At 58.0% G+C, this 15,050-nt stretch carries 11 protein-coding genes and 1 tRNA gene; 5 read left to right on the plus strand and 7 right to left on the minus strand.

The genetic code is table 11. The features are described 5' to 3' along the window. Positions 1–453: 453 nt before the first annotated feature. Positions 454–529 (minus strand) — tRNA-Thr (locus tag ABHU32_RS05300). A 157-nt stretch (positions 530–686) separates the two neighbouring features. Between ABHU32_RS05300 and ABHU32_RS05305 the strand changes: the two genes are divergently transcribed. From ABHU32_RS05305 to ABHU32_RS05315, 3 genes are all read left to right on the plus strand, one after another. Then, positions 687–1,199: a PTS sugar transporter subunit IIB gene (locus tag ABHU32_RS05305; RefSeq protein WP_346979283.1), complete on the plus strand. Its 513-nt coding sequence runs from the start codon at positions 687–689 to the stop codon at positions 1,197–1,199. Positions 1,200–1,706: 507 nt separating this feature from the next. Next, the gene (locus ABHU32_RS05310; RefSeq protein WP_346979284.1) at positions 1,707–2,213 is read left to right on the plus strand and encodes a DUF5626 family protein; all 507 of its coding nucleotides are present in this window, start codon (positions 1,707–1,709) and stop codon (positions 2,211–2,213) included. Positions 2,214–3,222: 1,009 nt separating this feature from the next. Beyond that, a complete protein-coding gene (locus ABHU32_RS05315) occupies positions 3,223–4,395 on the plus strand; it encodes an IS110 family RNA-guided transposase (protein ID WP_346979285.1) in 1,173 nt (390 codons plus the stop codon). A 98-nt stretch (positions 4,396–4,493) separates the two neighbouring features. Here the strand turns inward: ABHU32_RS05315 and ABHU32_RS10080 are convergent, their stop codons facing one another. Both ABHU32_RS10080 and ABHU32_RS05325 read right to left on the minus strand, forming a co-directional pair. Next, positions 4,494–4,946: a transposase gene (locus ABHU32_RS10080; RefSeq protein ID WP_430393431.1), complete on the minus strand. Its 453-nt coding sequence runs from the start codon at positions 4,944–4,946 to the stop codon at positions 4,494–4,496. Then, positions 4,925–5,977, minus strand: coding sequence for an aldose epimerase family protein (locus ABHU32_RS05325; protein WP_346979286.1), 1,053 nt, complete (start codon positions 5,975–5,977; stop codon positions 4,925–4,927). The genes ABHU32_RS10080 and ABHU32_RS05325 overlap by 22 nt, the downstream gene beginning before the upstream one ends. A gap of 206 nt (positions 5,978–6,183) precedes the next feature. Here ABHU32_RS05325 and ABHU32_RS05330 point away from each other — a divergent pair, with 206 nt between their 5' ends. Further along, positions 6,184–6,948: a DeoR/GlpR family DNA-binding transcription regulator gene (locus ABHU32_RS05330; RefSeq protein WP_346979287.1), complete on the plus strand. Its 765-nt coding sequence runs from the start codon at positions 6,184–6,186 to the stop codon at positions 6,946–6,948. Between the two features lie 107 nt (positions 6,949–7,055). Here the strand turns inward: ABHU32_RS05330 and ABHU32_RS05335 are convergent, their stop codons facing one another. From ABHU32_RS05335 to ABHU32_RS05345, 3 genes are all read right to left on the minus strand, one after another. Further along, positions 7,056–8,288 (minus strand): Fic family protein, encoded by a 1,233-nt coding sequence (locus ABHU32_RS05335; protein ID WP_346979288.1) that lies wholly within the window; start codon positions 8,286–8,288, stop codon positions 7,056–7,058. Positions 8,289–8,656: 368 nt separating this feature from the next. Then, positions 8,657–10,078: a 6-phospho-beta-galactosidase gene (lacG, locus tag ABHU32_RS05340; RefSeq protein WP_346979289.1), complete on the minus strand. Its 1,422-nt coding sequence runs from the start codon at positions 10,076–10,078 to the stop codon at positions 8,657–8,659. A 75-nt stretch (positions 10,079–10,153) separates the two neighbouring features. Then, on the minus strand, positions 10,154–11,932 hold the full coding sequence (locus tag ABHU32_RS05345; protein WP_271740281.1) for a PTS lactose transporter subunit IIBC: 1,779 nt from the start codon (positions 11,930–11,932) through the stop codon (positions 10,154–10,156). Positions 11,933–12,215: 283 nt separating this feature from the next. Here ABHU32_RS05345 and ABHU32_RS05350 point away from each other — a divergent pair, with 283 nt between their 5' ends. After that, positions 12,216–13,217 carry a LacI family DNA-binding transcriptional regulator gene (locus tag ABHU32_RS05350; protein WP_346979290.1) on the plus strand — a complete coding sequence of 334 codons (1,002 nt, stop codon included), beginning with the start codon at positions 12,216–12,218 and terminating at the stop codon, positions 13,215–13,217. Between the two features lie 344 nt (positions 13,218–13,561). Here the strand turns inward: ABHU32_RS05350 and lacG (ABHU32_RS05355) are convergent, their stop codons facing one another. Further along, a complete protein-coding gene (gene lacG, locus ABHU32_RS05355) occupies positions 13,562–15,001 on the minus strand; it encodes a 6-phospho-beta-galactosidase (RefSeq protein WP_022094685.1) in 1,440 nt (479 codons plus the stop codon). Positions 15,002–15,050: the final 49 nt, after the last annotated feature.

The following is a 15,050-nucleotide window of genomic DNA, read 5'->3' on the forward strand; positions in this document are numbered from 1 at the left end:
AGAGAGAAACCTATTTGGACATCGGGGCGCAAGACCGCAATCCATATCGGGCCTGCAGCAGCTCCAACCCAACGCACCACATAGGTTCCCTTTCGTACATGTGTATCAATCTGCCCCGAAATGCCGGTGAATGCAATTCCAGACCCGTTTGTCGGATAGCAATCGACGTATTTTTGTTTTCCGCTCACAACCTTGTATAGATATATCGTTCCAGCAAAAGAGAAGGGATCGTGACTATTTTAGATCTATATGGCCAATTCGAGCCCTCACCATGGCAATTGTTGCAGCTGGGTTTCTTTTCATTAAAAGTTCACTTTGGTAAATCCCCGCCCCTAAGCATTAAACCCGAAGTCCACCGAGTGGGCCGCTGTTGACGTGGCGATGCTTGGATTGGCGCGCACGCACTCAAAATCGGTAACAAAAAAGCCGCCCGAAGGCGGCTATCTTGTGCAATGGAGCCAGCGACCGGGCTCGAACCGGTGACCCCCGCTTTACGAGAGCGGTGCTCTACCAACTGAGCTACGCTGGCGGCCATGTGGTGACGCAACAGGAGCGTCAACGGCTGTCTATGATACGGGACATCGCACATCCGCGCAAGTGTTCTGACGGCTTTTCTCACTTTAAATGCACTAATATTGGAGACGTGATGTCTTGCTCTTACGGATCTCAAGCAGAATGGGGCGGCGATGGCTCAACCCAAGATTCTTCTCACGCGCATCGATGACCGGTTTATTTACGGACAAGACGTTGAGCTATGGAACGAAGCCGTGGGTTCCAACCTTGTCTTAATCGTCAACGATGAGATTGCGGCTGATTCGCGCAAGTGGGCCCCTATGAGGGTGGCGACGCCCGATGGCGTGTGGACACGGTTTTTCTCGGTGCAAAAGGCCATCGACATCATTCAGACCGCAACGCCGCGTCAATGGATTTTGATCATGGTGGCCTCACCCGCCGATGCGCTCGCGCTGGTTAAGGGCGGTGTGCCCATTACCAAGATCAGTATCGGTCACATGCAAGCAGGGGAGGGCAAGCGTCCCGCGACGCCTACAGTTGCCGTAGACGACACAGACGTCGCCGCCTTCAAAGAGCTGCAAGAACTCGGCATAGAGCTAGAAATCCGCTACCTCCCCAGCTCCAATCCCGACCCCATTCAACTAGTCGTTGGGGACACCCTTGGCACTTGGGGACGTTCCTTTTAATATGAGCAGGACATTGTCAAGAGGCAAAATCGGGCCTGGCCCCAACGATGTGGGGTCAGGCCCCCTCCCTATATCAACCCGTCCGCGGCGACCTCGGCGTGTCTTACCGACGCTCGTCTTTGCAGTTTAATATCCGCCCGCGGCGATCTCTCGCCGGGCAATCCGTTGCTACGGCTGAGGCTTCTACGTCGAACCGACAGTCTGTGCACGCGTGTGGCGCCATGGGCGCCCGTCAGAGACGATATGAGCAGGGGCTCTCAATGTTTAATGTCCTGCTCATATCGTCTCTGCCGGGCGGCGAAAGAGCGCGCCCAACGACCAGCCGTTTAAGAGCGCCCCCGATACATAGTTGTCGGAACCTGGTCGTCTGTTGATAAAAAAGAAACCGCTAACGGACAAAATGGCGCCTTTTGCGGATTAGTCGCTGTGCCGGAAAATAAATTGTTAGAACCAGGCGATAATTAAATTGCCGCGGCTGTCGTTACATATGACACGTGACAGGAGGACATGATGAAAAAAATGCCCAAGTTGTTGTTAGCAATGGTTGTCCTATTTTTCGCCACCGGATTTATTTTATTGCCCTCCGCAAATGCTTCTGAGTATTTGACGCCCGCCGACGCATGCTTCGATTTGAATGATGGGCCGAAACAAGAACGTACTATCGAGCTGCCAGATGGCTCTACAGGTGTTTTTGGGATAGAGAAAGAGCAAGCTGATGTTGCCCCGATTTGGGACGGCTACTACAACGCTACTGATGGGAATTGGAAGGTTTACTTCTATACTGGAGTGCTCGATGCTGAGTACTGGATATCAATCAAGAACTACAACATTACATCGTGGTGGGGCCATAAGGCATCTTCCGTTGGTGCTGCCTTATCGAATTTCAGTAAGAGTTTTTCTTCCAAACGAACAAAGTGGAGCTTTCTTTTTACCGGTGTAGGCGGTATGGCGTCTGCGACTTATACTCTTGGAGCTGAAATAAATGGCTCACGACTGCATACATATCTAGCGTGATTCAATATGGGCGTGTTGGGTAAGATCAACATTGGCGGAGAGGTTTCCCTCCTGGCTATAGTTCTGGTTGAGGTCGGAATCACCGCTGCGGTGATCTATCTCGTTTACAAGTTGATAAAGGCTCTCAAAAAGGTTATTGAACGAACCAAACAAGAGTAGGCGGTCAGCCCACTCGATTTCGAACCCATTTCAGCAGGTGCCATCCTCTCTGTCTGCTTCTCTGTGGGCGGAGAGGATTTTTCTATGACTGAGACCGCATCAGCGCCAAATCCACGCCTATCCTCGACCCGTCACCTGGGGACGTTCCTTTCCAGCCGGTGCTTGGGGAGACTCCTTGCCACCCGGTCGTCGTGGATGTTCTTAAACGACTAGCGATCGGGGACAGCCCTTGCCGATTGGCCGGTTTGCCGTCCGGGTTGGCAAGGGCTGTCCTTTTAATATGAGCAGGACATTGTCAAGAGGCAAAATCGGGCCTGGCCCCAACGATGTGGGGTCAGGCCCCCTCCCTATATCAGCCCGTCCGCGGCGACCTCGGCGTGTCTTACCGACGCTCGTCTTTGCAGTTTAATATCCGCCCGTGGCGATCTCTCGCTGGGCAATCCGTTGCTACGGCTGAGGCTTCTTCGTCGAACCGACAGTCTGTGCACGCGTGTGGCGCCCTGGGCGCTCGCAGAAAAGGGACCTGAGGTTCGCCTCAACGGCTTCGGATCCAACCGCTTCCGGGGTGATCGGCTTATGTGCGGGGGAACGCCCATTACAGTCTGAAGTGGGCCACCGATAAATTTCGATGGCGAGCATTCGGCGCATTGCCTACGATACGGGCAAGCCCCGAGGGGCCGCCGATCGGGCGCCTCCGGATGGCCGTCTGCCCCTGCCCCGTAGAGGGCCCGGGGGGTGTTGCCACCGGGGGCGCTTGCCGCTCCGGACGACTGATAGGAAACTGCCGGGCGCAAGCGCCACGGCCAGGTAATGTGGGTGTCGCAGGGAGGGGTTCCGATCGGCCTACCGATTGGAGGATACCACCGTGGCACCACCTAGAATGCCGGAAGCCGTCATCGGGCTCGATGTCGGGAAATCGTCCCACTGGGCATGCGTCGCGACCCGGGACGGCGAGATACTGCTGAGCGCCCCCGTCGCGAACAGGGAGGACGACCTGGACTCGCTGTTCGGCCGCTTCCCCGACGCGCTCGTGGTCGTCGACCAGTCGCGCAACATAGGCGCCCTCGCGCTCGCCCGCGCCAGGGCGGCCGGGATGTCGGCGGCGTACCTGCCGGGACTCGCGGCACACGGGGCCGCCAGGCTCTTCGCCGGCGACGCCAAGACCGACGAGCGAGACGCGATGGTCATCGCGAAGACGGCGCTTGGCATCCCCGACGCGCTCCTGCCGGTCGGAGACCCAGGCCCGACGGTCGCGGCGGCGAGGGCGCTGGCCGCCCAGAGGAACTTCCTGACCTGCGAGAACACCAGGAGCAAGAACCGGCTGCGCAGCATCCTGCTGGAATCGTGCCCCGCCTTCGAGGCACTGGTCGACCTGTCCGACGGGCCCCAGCTGAGGCTCATGGCATCCCTCGGCGGGGCCTGGTCGGTAGCCGACGCCGGGCCCCGCAGGGCGGCGGCGCTCACGCGCGGGGCGGCGCGCGGTAAGATCGAGGCCCTCGTCCGCTCGACAACCTCCTCGACAAGGCCGGATGCGTCGGTCGTCGCCGCCGAGGACCGGGCGGTGAGGCTGCTCGCGCGCAGGATATCCGAGAACTCGGCGGAGATCGAGGCGATCACGGCGGAGATCTCCGCCCTGCTCGAGGGCGACGATACCTACCGATGCCTCCTGACGGTGCCGGGGATCGGCCCCAAAACCGCTTCCGAGCTCGCGATCTCCATAGATATCGAAGACTTCCCAAGCCACGACAGGCTCGCGTCGTACTGCGGCCTGGCGCCGCGCAACCGCCAGTCGGGGACCTCGATCTCCTCGGTGACGGCATCGCGCCAAGGCAACAAGAGGCTGAAGAACCTGCTCATATTCTCGTGCAACTGCCTTACCCGGACAGAGGGAAGATGGGGCGATTACTACGCTAGGTGCCGAGAGCGGGGCATGCCGCACGGCAAGGCGCTCAAGGCGCTGGCACGAAAGAGGCTGAAGGTCATCTACGCGATCATGCGGGACAGGGTGCCCTACGCCGCCTAGTCGAAGCGCTCCGAACAGATTGGAGCCCATCGGCCGAAAGGCCTGGCGTTAGCATGTCGCGATTCAATCTCGAAAACAGCATTGCCCAGTTGACAAAACTATAGGAACACCCCCCTACGCCTCCTCGGCCATGAGGCCGACCGCCCATACCCAGCAGGCGAGCTCGCGCGCCGTGGCGACGTTCTGCCGTGGACCCCGCGCGCGAGCAGCGCCTCCCGCCTCTCGACAAGCCTCCGCACGCCCTTGGCGGCATGCCTCCGGGCGACCCGGTCCGGGGCCTGGACCTTGGCGAGGTCCTTCGGCCGCCCCGAGCACGTCAGGTAGTGCCACGCGGCCTCGACCAGCGTCTTCCTCAGGTGCTTGTTGCCGGCCTTGGTGATCGCACCCCTGCGGTCGCTCTCCCCGCTGGAGTGCTCGGAGGGCGTCAGGCCGACCCACGCCGCGAACGAGCGGGCGTTCGACTGGATAGAAAAACGCCCGTCGGCGGTGTGCCGGCGGGCGCTGTTGTGCGATATGTTGCGCCGTGCGTTTAGTGCCTCATAAAGTGGTATTCGATCACATTACTGTAGGGGTGACCCGGGCCCACAATGCCCTGCGGGAACAGCGGCTGGTGCGGCGTGTCGGGGTACATTTCTGCCTCGAGGGCAAAGCCGGCACCCCAGCCATAGTTAGCATCGTCCTTGGCGTGCTCGTCGCCCAGCCAGTTGCCGGTGTAGAGCTGCACGCCCGGGGCGGTGGTGTAGTAGTCCAGCTCACGACCGGTCCACATCTCCTCAACATGCATCGCGCGGCGCAGATTACGGCCGTACTGATAGCCATCGATGCACAGACAGTGATCGTAGCCACGGGCCTGCTTAATCTGCGGGTCGTCGGCTTCCATGCCGGGAGCGACGGGGCGCAGCTCACGGAAGTCAAACGGCGTGCCCTCGACCGGAGCAATCTCGCCGGTGGGGATGTTCTGCTCGTTAATGGGCAGGTAGTGGGCAGCGTTGGCAACAAAGAAGTGCTCGCAGTCCATGCCGGCGTTATGACCGGCAAGGTTAAAGTACGTGTGGTTGGTCATGGACACGTAGGTTGCGCGGTCACTCTCGCAGCCATACTCGATGCGGAAGACGCCGGTGCGCGTCACGGTAAACACGGCCGTAAAGGTGCGGTTGCCGGGGAGACCCAGCTCGCCATCCTCAAGCGAGGTGGTCATGCGAACGGCGTTGTGAGTCTCGTCGAGTTCAACGTCCCACACGCGTTTATGCAGGCCGTGCTCAAGGTCGCTGTGCAGGTTGTTGGCGCCTTCGTTGGCCGGCATATGCCAGTCCGTGCCAGCGATAGTGATCGTGGCACCTGCAGTGCGGTTGGCCACAGGGCCGATGGTCGCGCCAAAGCAGGCGGGGTTGTCAAAGTAATCCTCGAGCTTATCGAAGCCCAGCACCACATCGCGCACGTTGCCGGGGATGTCGGGCACATCGATGCCCAGTACGGTGGCGCCATAGTCCATAATGCGAACGCAGATCTCGGGCCCGTTGAGAGTGTAACGATGAACGGGGGTACCGCACGGCGCGGTGCCGAAAAGCTCGGAAGTGATCATTTGGTTCCTAACATCGAGGTATTTCCGTCAAACTGTAGCGCGAACAGGCGAGATTATCACTACACCCCACTAAAGCAGAGGGTATTTTTCTCAAAAAAGTGATGATTGGAGCTGTGCGGGCGTTCATTTTTGACGCGCGCGGGTCTGATACAATTTGTTCGTTACTGTTTGAATGATATGCACGCATAGAACGGCGAGGATTCATCGTGATTAAGGCAGAGCGACAGGATAGGGTTCGCCAGCTGCTCGATGAGCAGGGCACGGTTTCGGTTAAGGAGATTTCGGATGCGTTAGGTGTCTCGGACATGACGATCCGTCGCGACCTTGAGGAGCTTGCGAGCCTAGGCGAGATCGAGCGCGTGCACGGCGGAGCCCGCAGTGCACAGGGCCGTCCCCACGCTATGCTGCGCCATGAGTACTCACACAGCGAAAAGCGCACCAAGCATGCCGAGGAAAAGCTGCAGATTGCGCGCCGTGCTGTGGAGCTTATCGAGGAAGGCTCGACCATCTTTTTGGGCACGGGCACCACGGTTGAACAGATGGCCTCGATGCTGCCGGCGTTTCGCCTGCGCATTGTGACCAATTCGCTTTCGGTGTTTAATCTGCTCGAGGCGCGCGAAGACTGCGAACTGTGCCTGGTGGGCGGCGTGTACCGCCGCCGCACTGCCGCCTTTGTGGGTCCCACGGCCGAGGACACCTTGCGCGCACTGGGGATCGACGCAGCCTTTATCGGCGCAAACGGCATTCTGGACGGCGACGTGTCCACGTCTAACATGGAAGAGGGCCGCATCCAGCAGCTCGCCTTTAGCAAGGCCGACTCGCGCTATCTGATCGCCGACTCCAGCAAGATCGGCAAGCGCGACTTCTACACCTTCTGCCGCCTGGACGGCCTGGACGCCGTGGTGTGCGAGCCGGGTATCGCCGCCGAGGACCGTGCCGCCATCGAGGAACATACGCGGGTCATCTGCTAGCTAATGCTACAGACGATACTTCTGCCCCTGCCGGCGCAGTGGTTATCGCTTCACAATGACGCGTAAATAACTTTGGGCAACAAGGATGAGGCTATTCTGGGATATGACTAGACTCCGTATTTCGTCTTTATGTCCCTTGAGAATGAATCGTAGTCTTCATAGAGCCCCTCTCTGCTTTCATCCTCGGCGTGGTTTACACGTTCAAGGAGCTTATCCTTTGGAGCCTCTTTTGTTATTGCGGCCTCGCTATCGGGTATTGTGGATTGCAAGAATAGTTCTAGAGCATGGACGTCTTTGAGTATGTAGCCCGTCGAACGACCCGCTCCTGTTTTTTCGATTGCGCTGCAACTAACAAGCTGACCGAGGGTTCGTTTAACGGTTACCTCGCTGATATCGGGGCAGTTGGACCGGATGTCGGATTTCTTAATGACGCCGGGTCTCTGTTGAAATAGAACAGCGATGCGCGCTTGCTTCGACATGGGACGAGTGCTTGATTCAATTAAGGTACGCTGCTCGAGCTGTCGGTAGGCGGCCAGGGTTGTTCCGAGCATGAAACGGATAAAGGGTACTTCGGTGTTTTGATTTTCATTCCATCCAGTGGAGCTTGCAGCGAGGGCGTTGTAGTAAAGCGCTTTGTTGTCTTCAATAAGTCGCTCGATGCTGATGTAACGCGCAACGTCGTATCCAGTCTTTTCGAGCAGCAGCGTTGTAAGGAGCCGACTCATCCTGCCATTGCCATCGTTGAAGGGATGAATGCTAACAAAATCGAAGATAAAGCGGAGCGATATAAGGAGGGGATCGCAAACTTGGCGAGATAAAGCATCGTTGAGGGACTGGCAGGCTTCTTTAATAAGTCCCGGGGTTGCTAGAGCCGAAGGGGGCCTAAAGCGCACAAATCGATTACCTTGATCGTCAATGGAGACGATTTCGTTATCGCCATCTTTCCAATGGCCTCCATACGAGATTGCCGTGTGCGCCATGAGGTCACGATGCAACTGCAGAATGACCGATGGCGTTACGGGAATGGAATCGTGTTGCTCGTGAATAAGCGACAGCACATCTCGGTATCCAGCGATTTCTTCCTCTGCACGGGAGCTTGGCTTGGCGGAATACGCCATGATCGCTTTGAGTCTTTTTTGGGTGGTAACAATTCCTTCAAGTCCGTTGGAGGATCGGGTGCTTTGGATCTTAGCCTCCTCCATTAGGGACGATAGAAGCTCGGGTTTGACTTGACTCAGAGCAAGCTGACGGCCTTTATGCTCGCGTATCGAGAGGAGGAGGTTGGTGATTGGAGTTGCTTCGAGTTCCGCTGGGACTGTGGTGTAATCGAACTGACGCATGCGGCTCCTTTCGGTATCACGAACATACTTTCGATATCATAATACCATTAAATGATACCGAAAGTATGTTCGTGATACCGAAAACTGGAAACCATGGTTCATAACTGCTTGGAAAGTTCGGATTTGACTATCTTATTGTCTTGATCTGTAACAGTTAGACGGTTAAAAGTGGGCTACGTGTTACAGATTGAGATCTTTCAGCCCTGGTCGCCCGTTCGTCTAAATCTATAACAGTTAGGATTGAAAATCCCTGCTAGATGTTACAGATTGAGACAAACGGCCCGCTCAGGTCCGAGCCAAAACAAAAAGCCGCATGCGAACCCGTGGAGGGATTCGCATGCGGCCGACAGGGGGTATGCGGCGGAAAATTAGGCCATGAGCAGGCCGGTCTCCGCGACGTTCTTGTACCAGTACGCGCTCGCCTTGGGATAGCGCTTCTGGGTCTCAAAGTCGATGTAGAACAGGCCATAGCGCTTGTTATAGCCGTTGGTCCAGGAGAACTGATCCTGCAGCGACCACACAAAGTAACCGTCGACGTTCACGCCGCCGTCGATTGCCTTGAGGATCCACGCGAGATGCTGACGCATGTAGTCGATGCGAGGGGCGTCGTCGATAAAGCCGTCCTCAAAGTCGTCCTTATAGCCCATGCCGTTCTCGGTGATGTAGATCTTCTTGTAGTTGGGGTAATCGTTCTTAATGCGGAGCAGCAGGTCGTACAGGCCCTCGGGATAGATGATCCAGTCCCAATCGGTGGTGGGTACGCCTTCGCGCACGCATGACTCGCCCACGCCCTTGAGGAACCAGCGCGAGGAGCCCTTGTCGCCGGTGCCATTGTGGTTGATGTCGTTTTCGCCCTCGGCGGCACGCAGGAACTGGCACTTGTAGGTGTTGACGCCCAGGCAATCGTTGTAGGGGAGCGCGGCGGTCAGCGCGGCGATGTCCTCGTCGCGGACGTCGAGCTCGCCGCCGGCGATATGGGCCAGCTTGGTTGCAGCCTCCATGGTGTCGGCTGCATAGTGGCCGCGGAAGGTGGCGTCGAGTACCCAGCGGTTGTTGATGACGTCGGCCATGCGAGCTGCCTCGCAGTCGGCAGCGCTGTTGGGATCGAGGGGATACTTGGGCTCCAGGTTCTGGACAATGCCGATCTCGCCCTCAAAGCCGCCCTCATGGAAGGCGACGACGGCCTTGGCGTGGGCCACCATCATGTTGTGCATGAGCTGGAAGGCCTTGTCCAGGCGATACTTCTCGCCGTGCGGCCAGTTGCCAACGATAAAGCTGCCCTCGGCGGTCGCGGGAATTTCGTTAAAGGTGAACCAGTGCTTGACCTCGGTGAACTCGGCAAAGCAGAACTTGGCGTACTCGACAAAGGCGTCGATCGTCGTGCGCGTCAGGAAACCCTCGTCGCCGTTCTGGTAAAAGGCCTCGGGCGTATCGAAGTGATCGAGCGTGACATAGGGGATAACGCCGGCATTATTGCAGGTGGCAAAGAGCTCGTGATAGAAGGCAACACCCTCGGGGTTAATCTCACCAGTGCCGTTGGGGAAGATACGGCTCCAGGCGATGGAGACACGGATACCGTTGATGCCGAAGCGCTGGCACAGGTCGATATCGACCGGGTACTTGTTGTAGAAATCGCTTGCGGGGTCGGGGGAGAAGCGACCCTGAGCTGCCAGGAAATCGTCCCAGGGCACTTTGCCCTTGCCGTGCGTGCGGGTCTCGCCCTCAACCTGGTAAGCGGCGGTGGCGCCGCCAAATACAAAGCCGTCGGGGAACTGCATGGGGTTGGTCATGAGTCATCCTTTCTGTGGGATACGAATAGGGAGAGGTGCCCGAACTGGGGATCCGGGCACCAACAGAGGGAGGAACTAGTCGAGGTTCTCGCGGAGCCACTTGATGGCGCCAGCGGGGTCGCGGGTGAGGTCGATATATTCCTTACCGCGGGGAGCGAGCAGCTTAATGCCCAGACGATCGGTGTCGGCCTTCATGTCGTTGTAGTAGCTACGAACCTGCGGGGCGAGCACGATGACGTCGTACTGATCCATGATGGCAGTGTGCTGACCATAAGCGCCTGCGGAGGAAGCGATGTTCTCTCCGGTCTGTGCGGCACCTTCCTTGATGGCGTTGGCGAGCATGGCAGAGGTGCCGGCGCCGGCGCACAGGACGAGGACCTTCAGGCCATCGACATCCTTCTTGGCGGATGCATCGGCAGCGGGCTCGGGCTGATCGACGACAGGCTTGTTGTCGGCGGCGGCAACAGTCGTCTCGACGGAAGCGGTAGCCTGCTCGACAGCGGGCGCAGGGGCGTTGGCGGCGATGGCAGCGGCACCATCGGACTCGAGACCCAGCTCGGCGGCGCGCTCGGCCTCCTGGTCGCAGAGCAGCTTATCGTATGCCTTCAAGAACGGCAGGTAGATGATGGCGTCCAGCAAGATGATAATCGCGACAAATACCAGGGCGATAAGCTGGAAGTTCGTGGTGATGAAGATGCCGATGGGGGCAGGGGTAGCCCAAGGCACCACGAAGGAGAAGCCGTTCATGCCCACGTTATCGATAAAGAACTTGGCAACACTCACGTTGACGCAACCGGCGGCAACAAAGGGGATGAGCATGTAGGGGTTAAGGATCATCGGCGCGCCAAAGAGCAGCGGTTCGTTGACGGCGAAGGCAACAGGAACAATCGAGGCCTTACCGACGGCCTTGAGCTGCTTGGACTTCATAAAGAGAATCAGCAGAAGCGGCACGATGAACGTGGCGCCGGTGCCGCCGAACTCACCCACGAGCGACATGTTAAAGGTGAGGGAGTGGGCGGGGTGGCCACCGGCCAGCAGAACCTGCAGGTTCTCGGCCTGGTTGGCAAGACGGATGGGGTCGATGCCCGGCTGGACGATCGAGGGGCCGTGGACGCCGATAAACCAGAAGAACGCGGTGGCTGCCTGGATAAGGATAAGGCCAGGATAGGTTTCTGCAGCGGTGAAGAGCGGGGAGAGCAGTTTGATAAGCAGCTCGGAGAACGGAACGCCCATGAGGTTGCGCACAACCACATCGATGATGCCGCAAATGATGACAGCGCCACCGAAGGGGATGATGTCGCGGAAGTTCTGAGCGATGGCGCCCGGGACCTCCTTGGGCAGCTTAATGGTCAGATCGCGCGAGACGCAGAACTTATAGACCCACACGGTAATGAACGCGGCGATATAGGCCGAGAACAGACCGCGCGTGCCCATGCTGGTGCAATCGAAGACCGAAAGCTCGGAGCCGTTGAACTTGGTGGTGAACTGCGTGACTGCGAGCAGCAGCATGCTGCACTGGGCGGCCACCATGGTGGAACCGTCGTTGAGCACTTTGCCGGCGGGCATGCGACGGTTCATGGAAGCCGTGAAGTTCTTGGCAGTGGTGCCGGCAACCATGATGCCCATGACGCCCATGGTGAAGTTGTAGAGCTTGTTGCACCAGTCGATGAGCGGCTGGGGCAGCGTGACGCCGACTACGCCGGGAAGGGTGGCAATGAGCAGAAAGATCGAAGAGGTGAGGACAATGGGCATGCACCCAAGGAATCCGTCCTTGATGGCCTGGAGGTATATGTTCCTCGAGATCTTCTCAAAGAACGGTTGATGCTTTTCGAGCATCTTTACGATGGCGTCCATAGAGCTCCTTTGCTACTTGATGCGCGATGCATGTGGATGGAACTGGTCGTCGATGGATGGTCAGGACTGCCCGGAAACCTTCCTGCTTAAGGAAGGCATTGCGAAATGACAACGTTGTCATTTCGTTAATGACAACGTAAGACATTTTTGGAAGAGCAACAAGGATATACGGGTGAGCGGTCGATATTGTTCGGTAAACGGTTGATTTATCAGTCAGGCAGGTAGTGTATGCTAGAACGCAAAAACAAGCGATGTAAAACCGACTGGAGAAGCAGTGGCAACGATGGACAAGAAAAATGTCTCAATGAATGATGTGGCGATTGCCGCTGGTGTTTCTCTCAAGACGGTTTCGCGCGTGATTAACGAGCCCGATAGCGTGCGAGAGTCGACACGCGATAAGGTTCATTCGGCCATGGAGGCGCTCGGGTTTCGAGCCAACTTTGCCGCGCGTTCGCTCAAGTTGGGCCGTTACGGGTGCATCGGCGTCGTGCTGTTCCACTTGTCGGGCGGTGCCGTGGACATGATCGACGGTATCGCCGATGCCGCCGAAGAGCGAGGCTTTGCTCTTACGATGATCAAAAAGCGGGCGGGGGAGAAGATGACCCTTGCCGAAGCGGCGCGTAGGATGTCGCAGCTCCCCGTCGACGGCATGATTTTCAACCTGCGCCAGATGGTCGATGACTTTGATACCTTTGAGGCGCCGAAAGACCTCAAGACGGTGATTATCACACCGATGGAACATCCTACCTGCTCTACCGTCAGTGACGACCAAGAGGGCGGCGCGCGCATGGCGTGCGAGTACTTCTTGAACCACGGGCACAAGAACGTGTACTTCGTCTCTGGTAAGAAAGAGTCACTGTCGAGCCAGTGCCGTATGAAAGGTTGGCGAGCGGCACTCGAGGCACGTGGCATTGAGCCGCCCGAGCCTCTGCAAGGCGATTGGAATGCGGATAGTGGCTATGCCGCGGGCCTTGTGCTTGCCGATAAGCCCGATTGCACGGCGGTCCTCGCTGCTAACGACTGCATGGCAAACGGCGTGATGATGGCTCTACGTGACAAAGGGCTCAATGTGCCCGACGACGTGTCCGTGATCGGCTTCGACGATGAGCTCTACAAGACGATTCCCAACTCGATTCTGACGTCGGTGAAGTTTCGCCACCGCGAACTGGGCATCCGTGCGCTTAACGAGGTCGTCGCAGGTCTGGAAGCCCCGAGCTCCAGAAGCCGTACGCTTGTGTCGGGCGTGCTGGTCGAGCGTTCCAGCGTGAAGGACCTGCGGGCGTAGACGTGCTCGGCTCGTTCATCTTAATCTGTAACAGGTGGGGCCGAAAATCTCAGCTAGATGTTACAGATTGAGATTGAGAGGATTGCCCTGTGCGTTTATCTCAATCTGTAACAACTAGACGTCCAAAACCGGTTTTAGTGTTACAGATTTAGACAATTCGGTCCCGCTTATTCCATTTGTCTCGATCTGTAACAGTTAAGGGTGAAATAACCAGCTAGATGTTACAGATCGAGACAAACGGCTTCCGACCTGCACAAAAAGGCCGGGGGCGGCGCGCCGTGTGACGTGCCGCCCCCGGCTGAGAAATGGGGACAGGTTGTGTGAGCGGGCAACCCCGCCAGCCACTAGTCCAGACGACGGGTCTGCGCCACGTGCTTGTACCAGTAGGCGCTTGCCTTGGGCGTGCGCTTCTGGGTTTCAAAGTCAACGTAAAAGAAGCCGTAACGCTTGTTGTAGCCATTGGTCCAGGAGAACTGATCCTGCAGGCTCCACAGGAAGTAGCCGCCCACGTTGACACCCACCTCCATGGCCTTGAGCAACCAGCGCAGGTGCTGCTCGATGTAGTCGATGCGCGGCTGGTCGTCCACAAAACCGTCCTTGTAAGGGTCCTTGTAGCCCATGCCGTTCTCGGTGATGAAGATCTGCTTGTAGTTGGGGTAGCGCTGCTTAATGTAGACGAGCAGATCGAACAGGCCCTCGGGATAGATGATCCAGTCCCAGTCGGTGGTGGGGATGCCAGGCTTGTTCACATGCTCGCCAATACCCTTAACGCGCCAGCGGCCAGTGCCCTTCTCGCCCGTACCGTTGTGGTGCAGGTCGTTCTCGCCGTCGTAAGCCTTCAGGAAGCGGCACTGGTAGTTGTTAACGCCCAGGTAGTCGTTGTAGAGCGCGGCCTCGCGCATGATTTCCAGATCCTCGTCTAGGATCTCGATGGTGCCGCCCGAGACAGCAGCCAGGCGGTTGGCGCACTCGAGGGTGTCGGGCGCATAGTCGCCGCGGAAGGTGGCGTCGAGCAGAAACTGGTTCTGCAGCACGTGCTCGTTGTTGGCGGCCTTGATGTCGGCGGGGTCGTTCTCGTTGAGCGGATACTTAAACTCCAGCGACTGAATGACGCCGATCTTGCCCTTAAAACCGCCGTTGTGGAAGGCCAGTACTGCCTTGGCGTGGGCGAGCATCATGTTGTGCTCGCACTGGAAAGCCTCGGCCAGATGCGCCTTGACGCCACCGGGGAAGGTGCCCTCGATGTAGGTGTTGGAGGCGTCGGCCCAGATCTCGTTAAAGGTGAACCAGTAGGTCACCTGGTCGGCGTACTCCTTAAAGCAGAAGGTGGCAAAGTCCACAAAGGCGTCGATGGTCTCGCGGTTGAGGAAGTCGCCCTTCTCAAAGAGGGGAAGCGGCGTATCGAAGTGATGCAGCGTGACAAACGGCTCAACGTGGTGCTTGTGGCATTCGGCGAAGAGATCGTGATAGAACTGGACACCCTCGGGGTTGATTTCGCCGGTGCCGTTGGGAAAGATGCGGCTCCAGGCGATGGAGAGGCGAATGCCGTTGATGCCGAACTCCTCGCACAGCTCCAAATCGACGGGGTACTGGTTGTAGAAGTCCGAAGCGGGATCGGGGGAGAAGCGCCCCTGGGCCTCCAGGAAGTCGTCCCAGGCGACTTTGCCTTTACCGTGGGTGCGGGTCTCGCCCTCTACCTGGTAGGCAGCGGTAGCGCCGCCAAAGACAAAGTCCTCGGGAAACTGCGCGGGTGGGTTGGTGACGCTAGCAGGGTTAACGGACATGATGATCCAATCGTCTAAATCGAAGGGCCAGCCGGTCTTGGATGGTCGG

Source organism: Collinsella aerofaciens, from assembly GCF_039758965.1.
Classification (GTDB): domain Bacteria; phylum Actinomycetota; class Coriobacteriia; order Coriobacteriales; family Coriobacteriaceae; genus Collinsella; species Collinsella aerofaciens_BR.

Coding starts and splice junctions, on each gene's coding strand:
- ABHU32_RS05305 (WP_346979283.1), top strand. CDS start 687: ATGGCTCAACCCAAGATTCTTCTCACGCGCATCGATGACCGGTTTATT.
- ABHU32_RS05310 (WP_346979284.1), top strand. CDS start 1,707: ATGATGAAAAAAATGCCCAAGTTGTTGTTAGCAATGGTTGTCCTATTT.
- ABHU32_RS05325 (WP_346979286.1), bottom strand. CDS start 5,977: ATGATCACTTCCGAGCTTTTCGGCACCGCGCCGTGCGGTACCCCCGTT.
- ABHU32_RS05335 (WP_346979288.1), bottom strand. CDS start 8,288: ATGCGTCAGTTCGATTACACCACAGTCCCAGCGGAACTCGAAGCAACT.
- lacG (WP_346979289.1), bottom strand. CDS start 10,078: ATGACCAACCCCATGCAGTTCCCCGACGGCTTTGTATTTGGCGGCGCC.
- ABHU32_RS05345 (WP_271740281.1), bottom strand. CDS start 11,932: ATGGACGCCATCGTAAAGATGCTCGAAAAGCATCAACCGTTCTTTGAG.
- ABHU32_RS05350 (WP_346979290.1), top strand. CDS start 12,216: ATGGACAAGAAAAATGTCTCAATGAATGATGTGGCGATTGCCGCTGGT.
- lacG (WP_022094685.1), bottom strand. CDS start 15,001: ATGTCCGTTAACCCTGCTAGCGTCACCAACCCACCCGCGCAGTTTCCC.